This is a genomic window from Mesorhizobium sp. WSM2561 (genome assembly GCF_000513915.1).
Lineage (GTDB): Bacteria > Pseudomonadota > Alphaproteobacteria > Rhizobiales > Rhizobiaceae > Mesorhizobium > Mesorhizobium muleiense.
This window is the reverse complement of record NZ_AZUX01000016.1, coordinates 61,612-82,598: the sequence shown is the minus strand read 5'-3', so window position 1 is coordinate 82,598 and position 20,987 is coordinate 61,612. Positions and strand designations below refer to the sequence as shown.

Annotated in this window: 22 protein-coding genes; 11 read left to right on the top strand and 11 right to left on the bottom strand. The window is 64.1% G+C overall.

All coding sequences use genetic code 11. The features are described 5' to 3' along the window. The first annotated feature begins 28 nt into the window (after positions 1-28). The 3 genes from M727_RS0115145 (at position 29) to M727_RS0115135 (ending at position 2,434) form a co-directional block, all read left to right on the top strand. Complete coding sequence (locus M727_RS0115145) at positions 29-607, top strand: gamma-glutamylcyclotransferase (RefSeq protein WP_027153397.1); 579 nt, start codon at positions 29-31, stop codon at positions 605-607. 115 nt (positions 608-722) lie between these two features. Next, complete coding sequence (locus M727_RS0115140) at positions 723-1,670, top strand: aldo/keto reductase (RefSeq protein WP_027153396.1); 948 nt, start codon at positions 723-725, stop codon at positions 1,668-1,670. A gap of 146 nt (positions 1,671-1,816) precedes the next feature. Continuing rightward, a complete protein-coding gene (locus tag M727_RS0115135; RefSeq protein WP_027153395.1) occupies positions 1,817-2,434 on the top strand; it encodes a LysE family translocator in 618 nt (205 codons plus the stop codon). A gap of 27 nt (positions 2,435-2,461) precedes the next feature. Here M727_RS0115135 and M727_RS0115130 read toward each other — a convergent pair whose 3' ends face one another. Continuing rightward, the gene (locus tag M727_RS0115130) at positions 2,462-3,256 is read right to left on the bottom strand and encodes a 1-acyl-sn-glycerol-3-phosphate acyltransferase (protein WP_027153394.1); all 795 of its coding nucleotides are present in this window, start codon (positions 3,254-3,256) and stop codon (positions 2,462-2,464) included. Between the two features lie 111 nt (positions 3,257-3,367). Next, positions 3,368-4,279, bottom strand: a complete 912-nt coding sequence (locus M727_RS0115125; RefSeq protein WP_027153393.1) for a LysR family transcriptional regulator — start codon at positions 4,277-4,279, stop codon at positions 3,368-3,370. Positions 4,280-4,395: 116 nt separating this feature from the next. On the opposite strand from M727_RS0115125, the gene M727_RS0115120 reads away from it, so the two are divergent. Next, positions 4,396-5,028 carry a pyridoxamine 5'-phosphate oxidase family protein gene (locus M727_RS0115120; protein ID WP_027153392.1) on the top strand — a complete coding sequence of 211 codons (633 nt, stop codon included), beginning with the start codon at positions 4,396-4,398 and terminating at the stop codon, positions 5,026-5,028. A gap of 24 nt (positions 5,029-5,052) precedes the next feature. Here the strand turns inward: M727_RS0115120 and M727_RS0115115 are convergent, their stop codons facing one another. The 3 genes from M727_RS0115115 to ftsE all read right to left on the bottom strand — a co-directional run bounded on the left by M727_RS0115115 (position 5,053) and on the right by ftsE (position 7,492). Continuing rightward, on the bottom strand, positions 5,053-5,772 hold the full coding sequence (locus M727_RS0115115; RefSeq protein ID WP_036262300.1) for a YdcF family protein: 720 nt from the start codon (positions 5,770-5,772) through the stop codon (positions 5,053-5,055). A gap of 81 nt (positions 5,773-5,853) precedes the next feature. Then, complete coding sequence (locus M727_RS0115110) at positions 5,854-6,840, bottom strand: ABC transporter permease (protein WP_027153390.1); 987 nt, start codon at positions 6,838-6,840, stop codon at positions 5,854-5,856. Continuing rightward, positions 6,833-7,492, bottom strand: a complete 660-nt coding sequence (ftsE, locus tag M727_RS0115105) for a cell division ATP-binding protein FtsE (protein ID WP_027153389.1) — start codon at positions 7,490-7,492, stop codon at positions 6,833-6,835. Before ftsE ends, M727_RS0115110 begins: the two co-directional genes overlap by 8 nt. 194 nt (positions 7,493-7,686) lie before the next feature. Between ftsE and M727_RS0115100 the strand changes: the two genes are divergently transcribed. The 3 genes from M727_RS0115100 to M727_RS0115090 all read left to right on the top strand — a co-directional run bounded on the left by M727_RS0115100 (position 7,687) and on the right by M727_RS0115090 (position 9,337). Continuing rightward, positions 7,687-8,334 (top strand): hypothetical protein, encoded by a 648-nt coding sequence (locus M727_RS0115100; RefSeq protein WP_027153388.1) that lies wholly within the window; start codon positions 7,687-7,689, stop codon positions 8,332-8,334. A 27-nt stretch (positions 8,335-8,361) separates the two neighbouring features. Then, positions 8,362-8,904: a hypoxanthine phosphoribosyltransferase gene (gene hpt, locus M727_RS0115095; RefSeq protein WP_027153387.1), complete on the top strand. Its 543-nt coding sequence runs from the start codon at positions 8,362-8,364 to the stop codon at positions 8,902-8,904. A 61-nt stretch (positions 8,905-8,965) separates the two neighbouring features. Next, a complete protein-coding gene (locus M727_RS0115090) occupies positions 8,966-9,337 on the top strand; it encodes a response regulator (RefSeq protein WP_027153386.1) in 372 nt (123 codons plus the stop codon). Between the two features lie 12 nt (positions 9,338-9,349). On the opposite strand, the gene M727_RS0115085 is transcribed toward M727_RS0115090, so the two are convergent. Then, on the bottom strand, positions 9,350-10,294 hold the full coding sequence (locus tag M727_RS0115085) for a DMT family transporter (RefSeq protein WP_027153385.1): 945 nt from the start codon (positions 10,292-10,294) through the stop codon (positions 9,350-9,352). 312 nt (positions 10,295-10,606) lie between these two features. On the opposite strand from M727_RS0115085, the gene M727_RS0115080 reads away from it, so the two are divergent. Further along, on the top strand, positions 10,607-11,464 hold the full coding sequence (locus M727_RS0115080; protein ID WP_027153384.1) for a LysR substrate-binding domain-containing protein: 858 nt from the start codon (positions 10,607-10,609) through the stop codon (positions 11,462-11,464). 12 nt (positions 11,465-11,476) lie between these two features. On the opposite strand, the gene M727_RS0115075 is transcribed toward M727_RS0115080, so the two are convergent. Further along, on the bottom strand, positions 11,477-14,125 hold the full coding sequence (locus tag M727_RS0115075; protein ID WP_027153383.1) for a TIGR02302 family protein: 2,649 nt from the start codon (positions 14,123-14,125) through the stop codon (positions 11,477-11,479). A gap of 173 nt (positions 14,126-14,298) precedes the next feature. Further along, positions 14,299-15,240 carry a threonine/serine dehydratase gene (locus M727_RS0115070; RefSeq protein ID WP_027153382.1) on the bottom strand — a complete coding sequence of 314 codons (942 nt, stop codon included), beginning with the start codon at positions 15,238-15,240 and terminating at the stop codon, positions 14,299-14,301. A 50-nt stretch (positions 15,241-15,290) separates the two neighbouring features. Here M727_RS0115070 and M727_RS0115065 point away from each other — a divergent pair, with 50 nt between their 5' ends. Continuing rightward, complete coding sequence (locus M727_RS0115065) at positions 15,291-15,593, top strand: metalloregulator ArsR/SmtB family transcription factor (RefSeq protein ID WP_027153381.1); 303 nt, start codon at positions 15,291-15,293, stop codon at positions 15,591-15,593. A 75-nt stretch (positions 15,594-15,668) separates the two neighbouring features. Here M727_RS0115065 and lysA read toward each other — a convergent pair whose 3' ends face one another. The 3 genes from lysA to argH form a co-directional block, all read right to left on the bottom strand. Then, positions 15,669-16,937, bottom strand: coding sequence for a diaminopimelate decarboxylase (gene lysA / locus M727_RS0115060; protein ID WP_027153380.1), 1,269 nt, complete (start codon positions 16,935-16,937; stop codon positions 15,669-15,671). A 53-nt stretch (positions 16,938-16,990) separates the two neighbouring features. Next, complete coding sequence (locus M727_RS0115055; protein WP_027153379.1) at positions 16,991-17,197, bottom strand: hypothetical protein; 207 nt, start codon at positions 17,195-17,197, stop codon at positions 16,991-16,993. 67 nt (positions 17,198-17,264) lie between these two features. Beyond that, positions 17,265-18,665, bottom strand: coding sequence for an argininosuccinate lyase (argH, locus tag M727_RS0115050; RefSeq protein WP_027153378.1), 1,401 nt, complete (start codon positions 18,663-18,665; stop codon positions 17,265-17,267). 34 nt (positions 18,666-18,699) lie between these two features. Here argH and M727_RS0115045 point away from each other — a divergent pair, with 34 nt between their 5' ends. Then, positions 18,700-19,386 carry a TlpA disulfide reductase family protein gene (locus M727_RS0115045; RefSeq protein ID WP_027153377.1) on the top strand — a complete coding sequence of 229 codons (687 nt, stop codon included), beginning with the start codon at positions 18,700-18,702 and terminating at the stop codon, positions 19,384-19,386. A gap of 240 nt (positions 19,387-19,626) precedes the next feature. Further along, positions 19,627-20,937, top strand: coding sequence for a sn-glycerol-3-phosphate ABC transporter substrate-binding protein UgpB (gene ugpB, locus M727_RS0115040; protein ID WP_027153376.1), 1,311 nt, complete (start codon positions 19,627-19,629; stop codon positions 20,935-20,937). Positions 20,938-20,987 lie beyond the last annotated feature (50 nt).

The following is a 20,987-nucleotide window of genomic DNA, read 5'->3' as shown; positions in this document are numbered from 1 at the left end:
GTGCGGTGCTGCAACCAGGCTTGGCGATATGGGCGATTTTTGGGTTTTTGGCTACGGCTCGCTGATCTGGCGGCCGGGATTTGCGCATGTCGAGACGCGGCGCGCCCGCCTTCATGGCTACCGCCGCTCGCTGTGCGTATACTCCTTCGTTCATCGCGGCACGCGCGAACGGCCCGGCCTGGTGCTCGGCCTCGACCGTGGCGGCTCCTGCATCGGGCTGGCTTTCCGCGTCCCCGGCGATCTGCGCAACGAGGTCATCACCTATCTGCGCGAGCGCGAGCTGGTCACCAATGTCTATCTCGAGCGCATGCTTAGCATTCGCCTCGACAAGGGGGACACGCGTGGGGCCGATAAGGGTGGGGGCGAGAATGGCGGCGAGACGGGCGGAGGCGAGACGGTCGAGGCTGTCGCCTATGTCGTCGACCGTAGCCACGAGCAATATGCCGGTGCGCTCGATGCGGCCGATGCGGCGAGCGTCGTTCGCGGCGCCGTCGGCCAGTCGGGAAAGAATGAGGACTACGTGTCCAGCACGCTGGAGCACCTCGAGGCGCTGGGGATCCGCGACCATTGGCTGGAAGAGGTGGCGCGTCGGCTCGCGCCTTTGTGAAACGCTGGTCAGTGGAAAAGTCGGCCGGCCCTTTGACGTCGGTGCGGCCCGCCATAGGTTAAGCCGGTCACGGGGCTTTTAGCCCGCTTCTTTCCTTTCCTCACGGAGATCAGCCTTGCAGAAACGTCGTCTCGGTCAAACCGACCTGTCCATCGCGCCGCTGGTTCTGGGCGGCAACGTCTTCGGCTGGACCGCCGACGAGAAAACCTCTTTCGACCTGCTCGACCGGTTCGTCGGCGCCGGCCTCAACGCCATCGACACCGCCGATGCCTATTCGCGCTGGGTTCCCGGCAACAAGGGCGGCGAATCCGAAACGATCGTCGGCGAATGGGTGAAAAGCCGCGGCAATCGCGACAAGGTCGTGGTGATCACCAAGGTCGGGTCGGACATGGGGCAGGGCAGGAAAGACCTCTCCGCCGCCTATATCGAAAAGGCCATCGATGCGTCGCTGAAGCGGCTGCAGACCGATGTCGTCGATCTCTATCTGTCGCACTGGCCGGACCCGGCCACCCCCTACGAGGAAACGCTCGGCGCCTACCAAAAGCTGCTCGACAAGGGCAAGATCCGCCATGTCGGCGCCTCCAATCTCGACGCCGGCCAGTTGCGCGCCGCGCTCGACGTGGCAAGCTTGCGGGGCCTGCCGGGCTATGCGGTACTGCAGCCGGAGTACAATCTCTATGACCGCGCCTCCTTCGATGGGCCGCTGCGCGATCTGTGCATGGCCGAGGATATCGGCGTCATCACCTATTTCAGCCTCGCCAAAGGGTTTTTGAGCGGCAAGTACCGCAGCCAGGCCGATCTCGGCAAAAGCGCGCGTGGCGACGACGTGAAGAACTATCTCAACGCGCGCGGCATGCGCGTCCTGGCGGCACTCGACGCCGTGTCGGCGCGTCACGCGGCCAAGCCGGCGGAAGTGGCGCTCGCCTGGGTGATTGCGCGGCCCGGCGTCACCGCGCCGATCGCCAGTGCCACGACATTGGATCAGGTAGACAGCCTCGTCCGCGCCGCATCATTGGAGTTCGGTCCGGACGATATCGTCGAGCTCGACAGCGCGAGTGCTTAGACGCCAGCGCGAAGCGGTGGCTTGATCAAACAGCAGCCAAGAACCGGGCGCGGCCCGCGCCGGAACGCTCCCTGCACGATCGTTCAAGACGCCTGCTGTGCCCTGCCATACCATTGCCGGCATCGCGCCTGGATACTGGTATACAGATGGCCGAACAGGTCTTTTCCCATCCGGAACTATGGCAGCAATTGCTCGCGCTTGTGCTGGCATCGGCAGTCGTGATGGGCAGTCCGGGGCCGGCGACGATAAGCGTCACCGCGGTCGGCGCCGCCTTCGGCCTGGGCGATTCGCTCCGCTATGCCTCGGGCATCATTCTTGGTACGGTCGCCGTGCTTTTGGTCGTGGCGACGGGCATTACGACCATGCTCGCCTCTGTGCCGACGCTCCCACCGCTCCTGGCGGTGGCATCCGCAGCCTACATCCTCTACCTCGCCTTCAAGATAGCAACGGCCCCGCCTCTGGCAGCGCGTAGCGGCGGGGCGGCACATCCCACATTCCTCGGCGGGTTTCTTCTGGCCGTCGCCAACCCGAAAGCCTATGTGGCGATTGCCGCCGTATTTGCCGGCACGTCGTCCGCCGGTGAGCTCGATGCAGGGCTCAGGCTGGCGGTCCTCGCTTCGATGATCGTCGCCATCCATGTCCTGTGGCTTCTCGCAGGGGCAGCGTTTGCGCGCTTCCTGCGCAAGCCGCTGGCCTCGCGGGTCATCAATCTGACGTTCGCGGCAACACTGGTTTTGACCACGGCGCTGGCTGTGATTCCCTAGGGGGACAGTGCCGCAAGCTTAGATGGTTCAGGTCGGGGTATCGGAGCCAAGTTCCCCCAGCCGCTTTACCGCCGTCGGCGGCATTGGCGGCGGGTTTGGCGCCTGGGACGTCTCGATGAGCAGCTGGTCGCAGGCGGCTTCCGTCTCGCCGATCAGCCGTTCCATGAATTCCTCCTTGCCCAAACCCGCCGGGATCGGCGGCAGGAAGCGGGCCTTGATCGTGCCGGGATAGCGTAGGAATTTCCGCCGCGGCCAGTAGAGGCCGGCGACATGGGCGACCGGCACCACCGGAATGCCAAGCTGGGTATAGAGCTCGACGATGCCGTATTTATAGGCCGGCTCGTCGCCCGGCGCCCGGCGCGTGCCCTCGGGATAGATGATCAGCTGGCGGGGATTGCGCGCCAGTTCCTGCCTGGTCGCGGCGACCACCGCTTTCAGCGCCTTCGAGCGGCTGCCGCGGTCGACCGGGATCATCCGCATTTTCAGGATATACCAGCCGAAGAACGGGATCCAGGTCAGTTCCCGCTTCAGGATGTAGATCGGATCCTGCAGGAACGGGAAAAAGGCGATCGCGTCCCAGAAGGACTGATGCTTCGGCGCCAGGATGAAGGAACCCTCGGGCAGGTTTTCCTGGCCGGTGATCTCGCTTTTGGTGCCGGCGATCTTGTCATAGAGCCACATGCTGGTGTGTGACCAGAATTTCGGCACGAACCAGGCGCGGTGGCGCGGCGACAGGAAATAGTAGGGGGTCCAGAGGATCATCTGGACGATCAGATTGACGTAGAAGACGAAGTTGAACGCCAGCGAGCGGACATAAAGCATGCGGGAAGAGCCCGGTGAGGAGGTGTGCGTTGGTTACACCAAGCGCGGGCAAAAAGGAAACGGTGCGATGGCCAGATATCTATCCGCCTTGATGAAGCCGCGATCCGTTCGTCAGGCCTGCCACGTCGCTTGCACCAGCCGTTTCTTCAGGCGTGGGGCGGCGAAATCGAGGAACGCACGCAGTTTCACCGGCAGCAGACCCTGGCCGGCATGCACGAGGCTGACCGGCCATGGCTGCGGCTCGAATGCCTCCAGCACGGCGCGGAGGGTGCCCGACCGCACTGCAGCTGCGATCTGGTAGGAAAGCACCCTCGTCAACCCGATCCCGGCAATCGCGGCATCGATCGCCGCTTCCGCGGTGTTGACCCGAAGCCGTGAGCGGATCGGAACGGTGAGGTCGGTCTTGCCCGTGGAAAAAGTCCATGCGGCGGGAGCGGTGAGCCCCTCGAAGGTGACGCAGTTGTGTGCCGCGAGGTCTTTCGGCGTCTCCGGCGTGCCGTGCTCGGCCAGATAGGCCGGGCTCGCGCAAACAACGCGCCGGATCGAGCCGATGCGGGTGGCCACCAGGCTCGAGTCGGGAAGCACGCCGATGCGGACGGCGAGATCGATGTGCTCCTCGGTCAACTGGGTTATCCGGTCCGCAAGCATCAGCCGAATAGCCACGTCGGGGTAGGCAGCGAGAAAGCCGGTGACGACCGGCAGCACATGCAGGCGGCCAAAGACGATCGGTGCGGTGACGATCAGTTCGCCCGTCGGCGCGCTGTATTCGCCGGCGGCGGTCCGCTCGGCCTCGCCGACCTCGTCGAGAATGCGATGGCAGGCAGCGAGGTAGGCGTGACCTGCGTCGGTCAGCGTCAGCTGCCGCGTCGAGCGGTTCAGAAGACGCGTCTTCAGATGCCGCTCCAGGTCGGAGACCTTGCGGCTGACCGTTGCAAGCGGGATGCCGAAACGGCGCCCGGCGGCCGAAAGGCTGCCGGCCTCCACCGCGGCGACGAAAAGTGACATGGCCTCGAGGCGATCCATACTTCTCCCGGAAATTGGAAGGCTTTTTTGCATTAATGCCATCTGCATCCGGAAGATGGAAGGCGTTATCTCTTCGCTGGCTCTGGCTCGCAGCTCTGCTTCAAAGGAGGCCTTCCATGAATGCTCACGTCTTCACCAGCGATGTCGCCTTTACGCCAACCGTCAAGGCGATCCAGGCTCGCAAAGGCTCACGCGAGGCCTATACCCGCGTCGAACAGCGCGGCAGCTGGCCAGCTGATATCACGCCCGATCTCGCCGCCTTCATCGAGGCGCAGACCAGCGTCTTCCTGTCGACGGCCAATGGTGAGGGCCAGCCCTACATCCAGCATCGCGGCGGGCCGGCCGGCTTCCTCAAGGTGCTTGACGAGCGGACGATCGGCTTCGCCGATTTCTCCGGCAACAGGCAATTCATCACCCAGGGCAATCTGGACGACAACCCGCGGGCTTTCCTGTTCCTGATCGACTATGCGCATCGGCAGCGCATCAAGATCTGGGGCAGCGCGCGGGTCGTCGAGCAGGACGCCGAACTGATGGCGAAGCTAATGCCGGAAGGCTACAAGGCGCGCCCGGAGCAGATCATCCTGTTCACGGTTTCGGCCTGGGATTCCAATTGCCCGCAGCACATTCCACAGCGTTTCGAAGCGGCCGATGTGGCGGCGGCGCTGGCCGAGCGGGACAAGCGTATCGAACGTCTCGAACAGGAGATCGCGCGGCTGCGCAGCGTCTCAAGCGCCACGCTCAAGGAATGATAGCGCTGCCGGTTCCAGATCGGCTCAGTTCGGCGCAACAGCCTCGGCCAGCGCGATGCCGGTTGGCGTTGGCTTGACCGGCACGATGCCACGCGCCAGCGCCAGCAGATATTTGTTGTATTCGGTGAACAGCACGCGCAAGGCTCTCGGCTTGGTCAGCCAGCCGCCATTGCCAAGATTGCTGTTGACCACCGGATAGGGCTCGAGCTTGGCCTTGTGCAGCAGCCGGCCCATTTCCAGCAGGCTGCGCGGCATGTGATAGTTGTTGGTGACGAGGATCACGGTGCCATAGGCGTGGTCTTCCACCCACTTGGCACTTTCCTCGGCATTGCCGATCGTGTCGAGCGCGGCACGGTCGATGTCGACGCAGCAGGAAAACAATTCCTTGTCGCCGCGGGTCGCGACCTGAAGCTGGCGGCGGCTGGCGGAAGGATGCACGCCGCTGATCAGCAGCCGCTCGCCCTTGCCGGACGCCAGCAGACCCATGGCCGCGTCGAGACGCGAATGGCCGCCGGTCAGCACGATGATGGCATCGGCCCTTGCCGGATTGGCGGGCGTTGCGAGACGGCTGACGGTGTTGGCGAACCAGCCGAACCCGCCGGCAAACAACGTTGCCAGCACGAGCAGAAAGAAAGCTGAGATGCGTAGCGCGCTCGCCAATCGGCCGCGCTTGACGCGCTCGCTTGAACGCGTGATCACCAAGGGCAACTGTCCAGCCATTCCGGTCGAGTCGCGCGCGTCCATCGTCCTTATCGTTAACTCCGAAATACGGCGTTTAGTAGGTCGGAAAGCACAAATTTCGTTACGCTAATTCTCTATTCGTGATCACCCTGCGTCCGGCTGGCGGACATCGATGTCGCTGAGATAGGTGACGACGGTGACATGGGAGGTTGCCGCCGTCAGCGCACCGATGACCAGCACCATGAGAACAACGCCGAGATAGCCCGCCGAACCGATGGCGAAATTGCCGAACAGGGCGGTCGCCTGATCGGCCTGCGGCGTCGCCATGTTTCGCGACGACCACCACGAGAAGACGATGAAGACGAACACCGCCGCCGCACCCCCGGCGGCGGCGCCCTTCATGCCGGTGACGAGAAAGTGGTGGCGGAATTCGCGCGCGATGAAGCGCGCTTCGGCGCCGACGAAATGCAGCACCTCGATGATGTGGCCGTTGCCGGCCATGGCGCCGCGCGTCGCGAACACCACGGTCAGCACGGTTGCCGCCAGCATCAGCGCCAACACGGCGATGCCGATGGTCACCGTGGTGCGGGCCATGGCGACCAGCCGGTCGACCCAGGTGCGATGGTCGTCAAGCGAGGCACTGGGCAGTTTCGGCGTGATCGCGGCGCGCATTGCGGCGAAATCGGGAGGGTTGGTCTCGTCTATGGTGACGATGATCAGACGCGGCACCGGCAGCTCGTCGATGTTGAGACCCGAACCCAGCCAGGGTTCCAAAAGCCGCGCCGTGGCATCGCGGTCGACGATCCTGGCGCTCTTCACGCCAGGAAATTCGCCGGCGATCTGCGAGGCCTGGGCAAGTGCAGCCTCGATGTCGAGGCCGTCCATCGGCTTGATCTGGATCGTCGCCTCGCGTGAGATCTGGTTCTCCCAGACCGAGGCGGTGTCGCGCACCAGCGTCACCGCGCCGAAGGTCAGGCAGGAGAGGAACGTCATGATGGCGATCACCAGGACCAGCGCCCGGCCGGCGATGTTCTGCGCCGGTACGATCGGCGCCATCTTGCGCTGAACGCGCTGCGTCCCGGCCCTCTCAGCGTGTTGGTCTTCGAGATGGCGAGCGGAAAGGTCAGTCATAGATATCCAGCCTTCCGCCGGACAGGATCATGCGGCGTGCGTCGACCTGTTCCATCAGGCCGAGGTCGTGCGTTGCGATCACCACGGCGGTGCCCAGCCGGTTGAGTTCGATGAACAGCCGCAACAGGCGTCGCGCCAGCGGCGGATCGACATTGCCGGTCGGCTCGTCGGCAAGCAGGATTTCGGGCTGCTCGATCAGCGCCCTGGCAATTGCGGCGCGCTGCTTCTCGCCACCCGACAGCACCGGCGGCAGCACATGCATGCGCTCGCCAAGGCCGACCCATTTCAAGAGCTCGGTCACATCGGTGCGGTAGCTGGCCTCCTCGCGCCCGCGCACGCGCAGCGGCAAGGCCACATTCTCATAGGTCGTCATGTGGTCGAGCAGGCGAAAGTCCTGGAACACCACGCCGATGCGCCGCCGCAGATACGGCAGCTCGGCGCGCGAGATGCGCGAGCGGTCTTTGCCGAAGATGGTGATCAGCCCACGCGTCGGCTTGAGCGACATGAACAAAAGCCGCAGCAGCGTCGTCTTGCCGGCGCCCGAAGGGCCGCTCAGGAACTGGAAGGAGCGCTCCGGTATGTGCAAGGAAATGTCGCGGAGGATTTCCGGACCCATGCCATAGCGGAGGCCGACATTTTCGAAGCGGATCACGTTCGACGACCTGAAACTTGCGGCGGCGACGAGGCAGCCTTCTCTGAGAAAAGACCATCGGCCGGCATGGTTAACCGGCGGTTAATTTTGGGGTTTTTTGGGCGCGTCACAAGGGGTTTCCGGGGGAAACGTTAACCATTTCCGTTTACGCATAAGAAACGAAGAGCGAACAAGTGCGAAGTGCTGGGGTCGCGATGGCTGACGATCGAACCGCGCGCCCGGTTTCCGGCGAAATCATGACCGATACGGCCGCAAATCCTGCGCCGGAACGCATCATGCGTGATCCGGCCGGTGACATCGTCGACGCCGACTACGAGGTGCTGCCGCGTTTAACCGCCAGCACGGGCGTTTCACCGCCGCTTTTGCGCGTGATCACCACGCCATCGATCAAAGGCATGGACATGCTGCGCAAGCCGGTTGCGGCGATGGAACGGCTGCGGGCGTCGCGCGGCGGGCCGATCTTCTGGATCGCCGGCCTCAGTGCCGCGTTTGCAGCCTTCTGGATCTCGGGCGGGCACGCGCTGGTGCGCCAGACGCCGCTTCTTCTGGCGGCGCGACAAGCGGGCGCTGCCCTGACCATTTCAGGCGTTACGTCGCGTATCGATGCGTCCGGGCCGCAACCTGTCCTGTTCGTCGGTGGCGAGGCCGCGAACGACGGCGCCAGCCCGTCGCCATTGCCACCGCTGGAAGTCCGGATCACCGGCAATGACAGGCGCACAACCCGTTATAGGCTGGCGCCATTTAACCGTTCGCTGGCGCCCGGCGAAAGATTTGGCTTTTCCAGCCGGCTCGACGTGCCTAGAAACGGGGTCAAGACCGTCTCGGTCACCTTCGCCAATTAGCGGCGGTCATTTCTGGAAGGGCAGCCAATGCCAGTCGTGCGCGGCAAGGATATCGAGGTCCTGTTTTCGGCGTCGGCGATCGCCCGCCGCAATCTGGAGCTCGCCAAGGAGATCGCCGGGCACGATTATCACGACCTTCTGGTGATTTCGGTGCTGAAGGGATCGTTCATCTTCGCCGCCGACCTCATCCGAGCCATGCACGATGTCGGCCTGTCGCCGGAGGTCGAGTTCATCTTCATCTCCAGCTACGGCGCCGGCACCACCAGCGGCGAGGTGAGGGTGCTGCGCGACATCGACAATGAGGTCGCCGGCCGAGACGTGCTGTTGATCGACGACATCCTCGAATCCGGCAAGACGCTGTCCTTCACCCGCGACCTGATGCTGTCGCGCGGCGCCAAAAGCTGCGCCATCGCCGTGCTGCTCGACAAGCGCATGCGCCGCCAGACCGCGCTCAACGCCGACTATGTCGGCTTCGACTGCCCCGACTATTTCGTCGTCGGCTACGGCATGGATGTCGCCCACGCCTTTCGCGAACTGCCGTTTGTCGGCGTCGTCAAGGGCGACGCCTAGATTTATCTTCGATGCGGTTGCGGTTCAGGAAAAGTCAACTTTTCCACGCCAAAATTCCGCTATGGCAAAGCTCCTGATCGTCGAGGACGATGAATCCGTCCGCACCCTCGCCGCTCGCGCGCTCGAACGCGCCGGCCATATGATCGACATCGCCGCCGACGGCGCGCAAGGGCTTGCCCTGATCCGCGCTGCACGTGGCGGCTACGACCTTGTCGTCTCGGATATCCGGATGCCGGAGATGGACGGCATCCAAATGGCCAAGGCGGCTGCATCGCTTTTCCCGGCGATGAAGATCTTGCTGATGACCGGCTATGCCGACCAGCGCGAGCGCGCCGAGGAATTGAACGGCGTCATTGTGGACGTCGTGCAGAAGCCGTTCACGCTGGCCGAAATCCGCGCGCGCGTCGAACAGGCGCTCGCCTGTTTCGCTTAAGATCGAGCGCGGTCAGGCCGGATCGCAGGTCGCTGCGATTGCCGGCCCGCTGCGCCGGCTGGCGTTGAGCGCGAACAGACCGGCGCCGATGATGAGGGCGGCGCCGATGACGGTGGTCGATCGAGGCACTTCGGCAAAGAACAGGAAGCCCCACAGCGGCGACCAGATGATGCCGGTGTATTCGAAGGTGGCGACGCCGTTGGCCGGCGCCAGCCGGTAGGCCTGCGACAACAGGATCATCCCGGCCGAAGCCACGACGCCGCAGGCGGCCATCGTCAGGAAGTCGATTGACGTCGGCCAGATCCATGGCCTGACCAGGAATTCGAGGCTCGGATGCGTGGCATGAGCCATTCCTGCCAGCCAGAACAGCCCGGCGACCGCTGCAGCGCCCAGGAGATAGACGCCGTTCTGATAGAACGCCATGACCGTGGATGATTCGGTGTCGCCGATCTTGCGGGCCATCACCTGCGAAAAACCGTACAGCACCGCCGAGGCCAGCGACAGCAGCGCCGCCCAGTCGAACAGCCCGGCACCGGGTCGCAGCATCACCAGCACGCCGAGCATGCCGACCATGACGGTGAACAGCGTCTGCCCCGCTACCCGTTCGCCGAGATAGGGGCCGGCAAGCGCCATGATGAACAGCGGTGCCATGAAATAGAGCGCCACCGCGTCGGCGAGCGGCAGTGCGGCGATCGCCAGGTAGTAGAGCGTGTAGGAGGTGAACAGGATCAAGGCGCGCATCGTCAACATGCGAAACCGCTTCGAAAAGATCGCCCTGAGCCCGACATCGGCATGAACCAGCACGAGAAGAATGGGCAGGGCAACGATCGAGCGGATCGCCATCACCTCGGTCACCGGATAGGTGCCCGATACGGCCTTGATCAGCGGATCCTGGAGCGAGAACACCAGAACGCCGAGGCAAAGGCTTGCCATGCCGAGGACGATCCGGTTCTGCATGGCGTTCGACGGCTCCTTGCGTGCGCGGCCCGAGAGCCGGGCCCGCGTAACTTTGTTTTATGCACATCGCCCAAAACCGCTTCGCACCCTCGGGTCAGGCCCAGGGTCAGGCCCGAGGGCATGCTTTTGGGCGACATGCATCAAAAAGAACCCGCCACCATTTCGGGCAGCGGGTACGAGTGAGGACTTCGTTGGTCCGCAGCCGATTTCGCAGCCGCATATCCAATGGGTGAAGCGACTATTATCCGCCGTTTGACATGTTGCAAACGAATTGGAATGATGCCAGCAATCAGATTTTCTTATGGCGGACAAATGAAGCCCACGCTCGACAGCGATCTGCTGCGCACCTTCGTCGCGGTCGCCGACGCCGGCAATTTCACCAAGGCTGCGGTGCAGGCTGGCCGTACCCAGTCGGCGGTTTCGATGCAGATGAAGAAGCTCGAGGATATGGTCGGCGACAGCCTGTTCGAGCGCGGCTCGCGGGGTGTGGCGCTGACGCGCCGCGGCGGCGAACTCATCGTCAACGCCCGCCGCATCGTGTCGCTGCTGGACGAGACGGCGGCATCGATGGTCGCGGCGCCGCTTGGCGGACCGGTGCGCATCGGCATTCCGGAGGAATATGGCCACGCGATCCTGTCGCGCGCGCTCGGCGCCTTTGCCAAGCGCCATCCTCAGGTCGACATCACCGTCCGTTACGCGCATTCCGGTGCGCAGATCGCGGCGCTCGCCGCCGGCGAGCTCGATCTGGCGGTGGTGTTCGAATGGCAGGACCTCTCCGGCGGTGAAGTGCTGATGCATGATCCGACCGTGTGGGTGACGTCGGAGCTGCACCACATGCATGAGGAGCGGCCGGTGCCGATCGCGCTCTACAATCGCGCCGGCTGGTGCAAGGATTTTGCGATCAAGTCGCTGGAACAGCGTGGTCTCGCCTATCGTGTCGCCTATACCAGCGATACCAATGGCGGCCTGCGGCTTGCCGTCACCTCCGGGCTGGCGATTGCGCCGATCTCGCGCAGCAACATCCCGGCCGGCTGCCGCGAGCTTACCGCCGCCGATGGATTCGGCGACATCGATTCCTCGAACGTGGTGCTGCGGCGCAATCCGAACGCTTCCGGCGAGGCCATCGTCAGCATGGAAGAGGCGATCCGCGAGGCGTTCACCAACCGTTAGAGCAGGCCGGCTTTACTTCAACTCCAGCAGCCGCTCCAGATAGCTGCGCTCGATATCGGGGCTGAGCGCGTTGCCGAGCCGCTTGCGGATCGCTTCGAGTATCTGGCGGGCGCGCTGCACGTCGATCTCGTCCGGCACCTTCACCGAATCGCCGAAATCTGGACCCTCGGTGGCGCGTGGCCGGCCGAGCGGATCGCGGTCGGCATTCTGCTGGCGGCCGCCGCGCTGGCCGTCGCCCTCGTCGCCCTGCATGGCCTGCAATTGCTTCATCATGTCCTTGGCGCCCTTGCGCAACGCCTCCAGCGCGCGGCCCTGGTGACCGACCGCCTGATCGCCATCGCTGTCGCCAAGCGCCTGTTCGGCATCGCCCATGGATTTGCCGGCCTCGCCAAATCCCTCATTGGGCTCGAGCCCCATACCTTCGAGACCCTTTCTCAACTGGTCGAGCTCGCTCTGCAGTTTGCCCTGGCCTTCCTGCAACTGCTTCAGCGCGTCGGCGAATTCCTCCGGCGTCATAGGCTCCGGCCGGCCGAGCGGATCGCGGTCTTCGCCTGGGCCGGGCTGCTCGCCCTGTTCACCCATTTGGCCCTGCTGGCCGTTCTCGCCGAGCTGCTCGTCTCGGTTCTGCCCACGCTGTTGCTGGCCGCGCTGCATCTGGTCCATGCGGAAGGTTTCGTTCATCATCTCCTGCTGGCGCCGCATGATCTCGCCGAGCTTGTCCATCTGCTGGCGCATTTCGCTGTTCTGCTGGCCGCCCTGCTGCTGACGTCCGGCCTGCAGGTTGTTCATCATGTCCTGCAGTTGCGAAAGCAATTGCTGCGCGCTGTCGCGATCGCCGGACTTCGCCAGATTCTCGATCTGGTCCATCATCCGTTCGATATCACTCTGGCGCAGTTCCTGGCCGTTCTGCTGCATCTGCGGCGCGTTCGGATTCTGCTGCGCACGCTGGGCGAATTCCTGCAGGAACTGGTTCATCGCCTCGCGCAGTTCCTTCATCGCCTTGTCGATTTCCTCGTCGCTGGCGCCGTTCTTGATCGCGTCCTGCAACGCCTGCTGCGCCTGGCGCAGCCGCCGCTCGGCGTCCGAAAGATTGCCTTCCTCGATGCCGAGCGCGATCTCCCAGAGATAGGCGACCTCGTCGCGCAATTTGTCGTCGTTGTCGGCCATCTTCAGCCGGGTGCGGGCGCTCATGATGGCGAGGTAGTGCGCCATATTGTCGAACGTGTCTTCGGGCCTGAGCGTGATCGCATCCATCAGCTCGAGCACGCGGCTCTTGGCGTTGGCGTCGAGCGCCAGCGCGCGGCGCTGCTCGATCACGGCCCTGGCCAGCGGATTGGAGAATGGCCGCTCCGGCATCACCAGGGTCCTGGTTTCGCTGGTTGCGGTATGTCCGGCATCGTCGGTGGCGACAAGCCTGAGCTTGATGTCGCCGCCGGCCCAGACATGCTCGGTCAGGTCCTTCGTGGTCTTGGCGGCATTCCCCTTGACGCCGCGGCGCGGCAGCGTCAGCGGCATTTCGGGCGGGCCATAGAGCGGATGCGCATTCGGCGCCGGTGGGTCGGCCAATACGAAATCCGCCTTGGCGGAGGCCGCGCCATAGTCGTCGTCGATCTGGTAGTTGAGTTCGAAGGAGCCGTTGACGGCGCGTTTCGGCTCGCCGACGAAGCGGATCTGCGGCGGCCTGTCCGGGGTCACCGCGAAGGCCCAGCTGCCGAGTTCGTCGCCGCCCGAGTTCAGCGTCAGCGTGCCGTTGGCCGTCAGCTTGCCGGTGAACTGGCGCACCGTGGAGGGCGTTGCCGTGGAGGGCGTTGCCGCCGCCGGCTTGGCCGCGTCGGCCTGCTGCCCGGCCGGCTCGATAGTGCGGGCGTTGCCGTCGGCGTCGGCATAGCTCAGCGTTTCCTCGCCCGAGCCGCCGGTGACGCGCAGCGAGACATCGCTGCCTTCCGGAACGGTGAAGGTGGACGCAGCCTGATTGTCATTGCTGGCGAGGGCCGGGTTGGCGAAGGCTGGGGAAGTGAGGAAGACCGGTGCCCTGCCGGTGTAGGCCGGCGGCGTCACCCAGGCGTCGATGCGCGGCGGCACGGCGTCGCGCGCCGCGTGGGCACTGAACCCGTCCGCGATGCGGCCGCCCGACGGTCCGAACGAGAAGGCGAAAGCGGTGACCAACACAAGCGCCGCCACGGCGCGCAGCCCCCACGGGTCGCGCTCCGGCACCCGGGTGCGTGGCAGGTCGCCACCGAGGTTGCCGAGTTTTTCGGCCATGCGTTTCTGGTGCTCGCGCCACAGCGCTTGCGAAAAAATGCTTTCCCTGCCGCTCGGCCGGTCGGTCTGCACCAGCACCGGGCTGTGCAGCAATAGGTTGGCGGCCTCGATGCGCCGATCGATCTCGGCACTGGACGGCACCCGGAAGAAACGCAGGGGATAGAGCGCGACAAGGGCTGCGATGGCGAACACAGCCACCAGACCGATGCGCGCCATGTCGGGCAGCAAAAGGAAGAGGCCGAGCCACGAGACGCTGAGGAACAGGCTGGCGACGATGACGAGTGGAAGCAGCAACGGCCAGCCACGCTCGACCGTCATCGAGACCCGCGTCGCCAGCCGGCTCACGGCAAGGCGCCCGGCCAGGCTGCGATCGCTGGTGAAGGTGGCTCGTTGCGTCATCGGCCCTTCCTGTTCGGGCGGGATAACCCGAACCTCACAAATCTATCGCACCGGCCCGAAGATCGGATGCGAAGGACTCAACGTCTTAGATGCACGTCGCTCCAAACATACCAAGAAACACGGCGAAGGCGAGGCAGTTCCCTAAAACGTGAACAGGACTGCCCCCGCTATCGTCAGAATTTAGCCGGATTGGCGTTTGCACCGCAGACCAGCACGGCGACACGCTCGCCCGCAGCCGCTGCGTAGCGGCCCGACAGGAGCGCCGCGAAGGCCGCGGCGCCGCCCGGCTCGGAGATGATTCGCACCCGGTCCCAAAGCGCCGCCTGCGCGGCGATGATCTCGTCGTCGCTGACCAGTATGGAACGCTCGACGAAGGCCTCGGCGATCGGAAACATCATCTCGCCGACGCGCTTCGGCGCCAGCGAATCGGCGGCGATGCCCTCAGTCGGCGCATCGACGGGCCGGCCGGCCTCGAAGGCGCGATGAAGCGTCGGCGCGCCCTCCGGCTCGACGGCGATGATCCTGATGCGGCCGGCAAACCAGGCGGCGATGCCGCCGATCAGGCCGCCGCCGCCTACGGCGACCAGCAGCGTGTCGAGTTCAGGCAGGTCGGTCTCGATCTCAAGGCCGAGCGTGCCTTGCCCGATCAGCGTTTCCTCCTGGTTGAACGCATGGATCTGCAGCGCGCCGGACCTTTCGGCAAAGTCTTCGCTGGCGGCCAGCGCTTCGGCATAGCGTGCGCCACCGACGACCAGCTCGGCGCCATAGCCGCGGATGCGTTCCAGCTTGGCCGGCGGGCTGACTTCGGGAACGAAGATGGTTGCCTTGTGGCCAAGCCGCATGGCGGCGTAGGCGACCGCGGCACCATGATTGCCGCCCGATGCCGCGACGACGCCAGCCTCGGGAACCGGCCGCTCGAGAAGATTGGTGAACGCGCCGCGCGCCTTGAACGAGCCGGAATGCTGCAGGCATTCGAGCTTCAGGTCGACGCTAAGAGGCGGGCGGCCGAAATCGGCCATGTCGACGCGCAGCACCGGCGTGTGGCGCACGAAGGGCCGGATGCGCGGTTCCATTGCGGCGATGCGTTCGCGGGTGATGCTATTGCCGTTCAGCATGGTCTGCTCCCAAGGGTTGACATCACTTAGTAACTTAGCAAAATGGCTAAATGCAAGAAATTGATGTCTTCAAGGCGATCGCCAACGAGCGCAGGCTGCAAATCCTCGATTGGCTGAAGGATCCGCGCGAGCATTTTCCGCCGCAGACCGATGGCGATCTGGTCGAGGACGGCGTCTGCGCGCTGCTGATTGCGGAAAAGCTTGGCATCACCCAGGCGACGCTCAGCGAGCATATGCGGGTGCTGACCCAGGCCGGCCTTCTGCGCAGCAAGCGTATCAAGCAGTGGACGTTCTATCGCCGTGACGAAGGCAGGATCGCCGAGACCAGGGCGCTGATTCAGCACCGGCTGTAGCGCTGCAGACGATCCATTCTTGTTTGACCATGATCCTTTCCGAAAACCGGTTCTCACTTTTTCGGGATCATGGGTCTATTCAAGCCAATCGGGCAGCGAATCCAGGCCGATCAGCTCGTCATAGGTCTGGCGCCGGCGCACGACATGGAAACGGTCGCCGTCGACCAGCACTTCAGGCACCAACAGGCGGGTGTTATAGGTGCCGGCCTGCACCGCGCCATAGGCGCCGGCGGTGGCGACGGCGATCAGGTCGCCGGCCTTCAGCCGCGGCAGGTCGCGATCGAGGCCGAGATAATCGCCGGTCTCGCAGACCGGGCCGACCACGTCGACCGTCATGCGCGGCGCCGCGGCCGGCTGCTGCACCACCGGCTTGATGTCATGGAAGGCATCATAGAGCGTCGGCCGGATCAGATCGTTCATCGCGGCGTCTACGACCAGGAAATTCCTGGCGTCGCCCTCCTTCACGAAGATCACCTGGGAGACCAGGATGCCGGCATTGCCGACGATAAGCCGGCCCGGCTCGAACATCACCTTCAGCCCGAGCTTGGCGACGTGCTTCTTGACGATCTGAGCATAAGCGTCCGGCAGGGGAGGCGGGCTGTTGTCGACGCGGTAGGGAATGCCGAGGCCGCCGCCTAGGTCGATATGCTCGATGGCGTGCCCGTCGGCGCGCAGCACGCCGACCAACTCCACCAGCAGCGCAAAGGCGTCGTCGAAGGGCTGCAACTCGGTGATCTGGCTGCCGATATGAGTGTCGATGCCGGTGACCTTGATGCCAGGCAGCTCAGCTGCGCGGGCATAGACCTTTCGCGCCTTCTGCCAGGGAATGCCGAACTTGTTCTCGGCCCTGCCGGTGGAGATCTTCTTGTGGGTCTTGGCGTCGACATCCGGATTGATGCGCAGCGAGATCGGCGCCACCTTGCCCAGCGCCGCGGCGCGGGCTGACAGCAATTCCAGTTCCGGCTCGGATTCGACGTTGAAGCACAAAATGCCGGCCGAGAGTGCAAGATCCATCTCGCGCGCGGTCTTGCCGACGCCGGAAAACAGGATCTTGTTGGCCGGAATGCCGGCGGCCAGCGCGCGACGCAATTCGCCTTCCGAGACCACGTCGGCGCCGGCGCCGAGCTTGGCCAGGATTTTTAGCACCGCCTGGTTGGAATTCGCCTTCATGGCGTAGCAGACCAGAGCGTCGAGCCCGGCAAAGGCCTGCGCAAACACGCGGAAATGCCTGGTCAACGTCGCCGTCGAATAGCAATAGAACGGCGTGCCGACGCTTGCGGCGATCTCTGATATCGCCACGTCCTCGGCATGCAGCACGCCGTCGCGGTAGTCGAAATGGTTCACGAGAGTGGTTCCGGAAGTTGGAGCACGAAGAGATCGTGCCGATCTCATCGGCTCTAGATCAACGGATCGAGAATGAACTTCTTGTCCTCGACCGGTTTTTCCGGCTGCGGCGGCACGGGCTGCTCTGCCTTTTGGGCATCCTTGCGCGCCTGCACGGCCGCCTCATAGGGCGTATCGAGCCCGGCTTTCCTGCCGCAGGCCGTTACGGTTGCCAGCGCCGCCAGCAGCGTCAGCGTCACCAAAATCCTGCTTGCGGTCATCGATCCATCCGTCCGAAACTTTTGCCCGCCGCTTTTAGCGGAGTTTTGCTGGCAATGCACCCCGGCATCACGCCTTGGCGATGTGCTTTTTCCAGTAGCGAATCTGCTTCCTCACTTCCGACGGCGCGGTGCCGCCGAAGCTCGTGCGGCTCTTCACCGAGTTCTGCACGGCAAGCACCGAAAACACGTCCGTCGTGATGCCGGGGTGAATGGACTGCAAGTCTTCCAGCGGCAGCCTGTCGAGCCCGATCTTCCTTGCTTCGGCCAGCGCCACGGCGCGGCCGGTGACGTGGTGCGCCTCGCGGAACGGCAGACCGAGGCTGCGCACCAGCCAGTCTGCGAGATCGGTCGCGGTCGCATAGCCTGACCCGGCGGCCTTCTTCATGGCGGCGGCATTCACCGTCATGTCGCGCACCATGCCGGTCATCGCCGCCAGCATCAGGTCGAGCGTCTCGGCGGCGTCGAACACGGACTCCTTGTCTTCCTGCATGTCCTTGCCGTAGGTCAGCGGCATGCCCTTCATGACAGTCAGCAGGCCGACCAGATGGCCGGTGACGCGGCCGGTCTTGCCGCGCACCAGCTCGGCGGCGTCGGGGTTCTTCTTCTGCGGCATGATCGAGGAGCCGGTGGAGAATGAGTCCGACAGCCTGACGAAGCCGAATTGCGGCGTCGACCAGAGAATGATTTCTTCGGCCAGCCGCGACAGATGCGTCGCGCAGATCGCCGCCAGCCCCAAAAACTCGAGCGCGAAATCGCGGTCCGAAACGCTGTCGAGGGAATTGCGCATCGGCTCACGGAAGCCGAGCGCCCTGGCCGTCTGGTGCCGGTCGATCGGAAAGCTGGTGCCGGCAAGCGCGGCCGCACCGAGCGGGCTTTCGTCCATCCGTTCGATAGCGTCGCGAACACGCGACAGGTCGCGCGAGAACATCTCGACATAGGCCATGCAGTGATGGCCGAAGGTTACCGGCTGAGCCGCCTGCATGTGGGTGAAGCCCGGCATCACCGTTGCCGCATGCTCCTCGGCCCGTTCCAGGAACGCCGTGATCAGGCCCTTTAGCGCCTCGGCGACGCGAAAGCACTCGTCCTTGACCCATAGCCTGAGATCGACCGCTACCTGGTCGTTGCGCGAACGGGCGGTATGCAGACGGCCGGCAGCCGGGCCGATCAGCTCGGCAAGGCGGGCCTCGACATTCATGTGGATGTCTTCCAGCCTGGTCGAGAACTCGAACGTGCCGGCTTCGATCTCTGCCAGGATCGTGTTCAGCCCGTGAGCGATTTTTTCTTGATCGGCCGCCGAAATAATGCCGGTTTGCGCCAGCATCTCGCTGTGGGCGATCGAGCCTCGGATATCCTGCGCGTAGAGTTTGCGGTCGAACGAGATCGACGCGTTGATCGCTTCCATGATCGCGGCCGGACCCGAGGCAAAACGTCCGCCCCACATCTGGTTGCTGGCCTTCTTGTCGCTCATCGCTATAACCCGTGCTCCGGAGCAGTTTTAAAAAATGGCAGACGGCAATCGATTTTTCCCGGCCCCGCGCCTCATCCTCGCCGCTTTGGTGGCAGGCGTGCTTGCCGGCGCGGTCGCGGTATATGTCAGCGAAAGCGGTTCTGGCAACAACGCCCCCGCTCAAGTCGCGGTTGGCGACAGCAAGGACGATGTCGCCTGCGCCGCCAAGGCCGACCGCGCCAAGACGGTCGCGGCGGCTGCCACCGGCCAGGTTGCAGCACTTTTGCCGGCCGATCCGCCACAATCGCTGAAGGGTCTTGCCTTCAACAGCCCCGACGGCAAGCCGATGACGCTCGCCGACCATGCCGGCAAAACGGTGCTGCTCAATCTGTGGGCGACATGGTGCGCGCCTTGCCGCGCCGAAATGCCGGCGCTCGACGCGCTGCAGAACGAAATGGGCAGCGATGCTTTCGAGGTCGTCGCGGTCAATGTCGATGCCGGCGACGACGCCAAACCGAAGAAGTTCCTCGAGGAGACCGGCGTCAAGGCGCTCCGCTACTACCGTGATTCGACGATGGCGCTGTTCAACGATCTCAAGACACGCGGCCTGGCGCTCGGCCTGCCGGTCACCATGCTGATCGACGCGGAAGGCTGCCTGATTGCCCACATGAACGGCCCGGCCGAATGGTCGAGCCCCGACGCCAGGCGGCTGGTCGAGACGGCGCTCGGCAAGTCGGACTAACGCATGTCGCGCAATAGTGCGCTCTTTAGGAGGCGCCGGCGATTGCCGGTCGTCGTCGTTGTTCGATTGGTAAGCCGGCTTTTCAATTGCTTTCCATCGGCTCTCATCTCGAGCGCACGCCACTTTAAGTGGAAATCAAGTTCATCGGTCCGCAACAAAACCGTTGTCCAATTGTCACGGGCGGCACATATTGGCTTTGCGAGAGTGCCCCTTTCGCCAATGACAAACGGGAGATGAAACATGAAGTTCTTCGGCTTCGCGGCCGGTGTTGCCGCCACCTTGACCCTGCTTTCCACCACCTCCGCCTTCGCCGTCACGCAGATCAGTTGGTGGCACGCCATGACCGGCGCCAACGCCGAGGTCGTCGGCAAGATCTCCAAGGATTTCAACGCCAGCCAGAGCGACTATGAACTGGTTCCGGTGTTCAAGGGCACCTATCCGGAGACGCTGAACGCCGGCATCGCCGCTTTCCGCGCTGGCCAGGCGCCCGACATCCTCCAGGTGTTCGACGTCGGCACCGGCGTGATGATGGCGGCCGAGGGTGCGATCAAGCCGGTGGCCGAGGTGATGACCGGTGCCGGGATGACCTTCGACAAGAGCCAGTATTTGCCCGGCATCGTTGGCTATTATTCGAAGCCGGACGGCACCATGCTGTCCTTCCCCTACAACTCCTCCTCGCCGATCCTCTACTACAACAAGGACATCTTCCAGAAGGCCGGCCTCGACGTGAACAACCCGCCCAAGACCTGGAACGAGGTGTGGGAAGCTGCCAAGAAGATCAAGACGAGCGGCGCCGCCCCTTGTGGCTATACCTCGACCTGGCTGACCTGGATCCATCTGGAGAATTTTGCGGCATGGAATGATGTGTCGTGGGCGACCCAGCAGAACGGCCTGGCCGGCGGCGATGTCGAACTCAAGATCAACGCGCCGATTTTCGTCAACCACTTCCAGGCGCTCGCAGACCTTGCCAAGGACGGCACCTTCAAATATGGCGGGCGCACCTCCGAAGCCAAGCAGATCTTCCTTGCCGGCGAATGCGGCATCTTCACCGAATCGTCGGGCGGCCTCGGCGACATCGTCAAGTCCGGCATGAACTATGGCATCGGCCAGCTTCCCTACGACAGCGACGCCAAGGGCGCACCGCAGAACACCACGCCGGGCGGCGCCAGCCTGTGGGTGTTCGGCGCCAAGTCGGACGAGCAATACAAGGGTGTCGCGGCATTCTTCGCCTACCTGTCCAAGACCGATGTGCAGGAATATCTGCACCAGAAGTCGGGATACCTGCCGGTGACGCTCGCTGCCTACGAGGCGACCAAGAAATCGGGCTTCTATGACAAGAACCCCGGCCGTGAGACACCCATCCTGCAGATGACGGGTAAGGCGCCGACCGACAACTCGAAGGGCGTGCGCCTGCCGAACCTGCCGCAGGTGCGCGATATCCAGAACGAGGAGTTCGAGAAGATGCTGGCCGGCCAGCAAACCGCTCAGCAGGCGCTTGACAACGCGGTTACGCGCGGCAACGCCGCAATCAAGGAAGCGCTGGAGAACTGACGAGATTATCTCGGTTGGTGTCGGTTTGAATATCGCCCACGCGAGCTCGC

What these genes read in the sequence shown, in the direction of transcription:
- M727_RS0115145 (WP_027153397.1), top strand. Translation starts at nt 29, where the DNA reads ATGGGCGATTTTTGGGTTTTTGGCTACGGCTCGCTGATCTGGCGGCCG.
- M727_RS0115135 (WP_027153395.1), top strand. Translation starts at nt 1,817, where the DNA reads ATGGCCGAACAGGTCTTTTCCCATCCGGAACTATGGCAGCAATTGCTC.
- M727_RS0115130 (WP_027153394.1), bottom strand. Translation starts at nt 3,256, where the DNA reads ATGCTTTATGTCCGCTCGCTGGCGTTCAACTTCGTCTTCTACGTCAAT.
- M727_RS0115125 (WP_027153393.1), bottom strand. Translation starts at nt 4,279, where the DNA reads ATGGATCGCCTCGAGGCCATGTCACTTTTCGTCGCCGCGGTGGAGGCC.
- M727_RS0115120 (WP_027153392.1), top strand. Translation starts at nt 4,396, where the DNA reads ATGAATGCTCACGTCTTCACCAGCGATGTCGCCTTTACGCCAACCGTC.
- M727_RS0115115 (WP_036262300.1), bottom strand. Translation starts at nt 5,772, where the DNA reads ATGGACGCGCGCGACTCGACCGGAATGGCTGGACAGTTGCCCTTGGTG.
- M727_RS0115110 (WP_027153390.1), bottom strand. Translation starts at nt 6,840, where the DNA reads ATGACTGACCTTTCCGCTCGCCATCTCGAAGACCAACACGCTGAGAGG.
- M727_RS0115100 (WP_027153388.1), top strand. Translation starts at nt 7,687, where the DNA reads ATGGCTGACGATCGAACCGCGCGCCCGGTTTCCGGCGAAATCATGACC.
- hpt (WP_027153387.1), top strand. Translation starts at nt 8,362, where the DNA reads ATGCCAGTCGTGCGCGGCAAGGATATCGAGGTCCTGTTTTCGGCGTCG.
- M727_RS0115090 (WP_027153386.1), top strand. Translation starts at nt 8,966, where the DNA reads ATGGCAAAGCTCCTGATCGTCGAGGACGATGAATCCGTCCGCACCCTC.
- M727_RS0115085 (WP_027153385.1), bottom strand. Translation starts at nt 10,294, where the DNA reads ATGCAGAACCGGATCGTCCTCGGCATGGCAAGCCTTTGCCTCGGCGTT.
- M727_RS0115080 (WP_027153384.1), top strand. Translation starts at nt 10,607, where the DNA reads ATGAAGCCCACGCTCGACAGCGATCTGCTGCGCACCTTCGTCGCGGTC.
- M727_RS0115075 (WP_027153383.1), bottom strand. Translation starts at nt 14,125, where the DNA reads ATGACGCAACGAGCCACCTTCACCAGCGATCGCAGCCTGGCCGGGCGC.
- M727_RS0115070 (WP_027153382.1), bottom strand. Translation starts at nt 15,240, where the DNA reads ATGCTGAACGGCAATAGCATCACCCGCGAACGCATCGCCGCAATGGAA.
- M727_RS0115065 (WP_027153381.1), top strand. Translation starts at nt 15,291, where the DNA reads ATGCAAGAAATTGATGTCTTCAAGGCGATCGCCAACGAGCGCAGGCTG.
- M727_RS0115055 (WP_027153379.1), bottom strand. Translation starts at nt 17,197, where the DNA reads ATGACCGCAAGCAGGATTTTGGTGACGCTGACGCTGCTGGCGGCGCTG.
- argH (WP_027153378.1), bottom strand. Translation starts at nt 18,665, where the DNA reads ATGAGCGACAAGAAGGCCAGCAACCAGATGTGGGGCGGACGTTTTGCC.
- M727_RS0115045 (WP_027153377.1), top strand. Translation starts at nt 18,700, where the DNA reads ATGGCAGACGGCAATCGATTTTTCCCGGCCCCGCGCCTCATCCTCGCC.
- ugpB (WP_027153376.1), top strand. Translation starts at nt 19,627, where the DNA reads ATGAAGTTCTTCGGCTTCGCGGCCGGTGTTGCCGCCACCTTGACCCTG.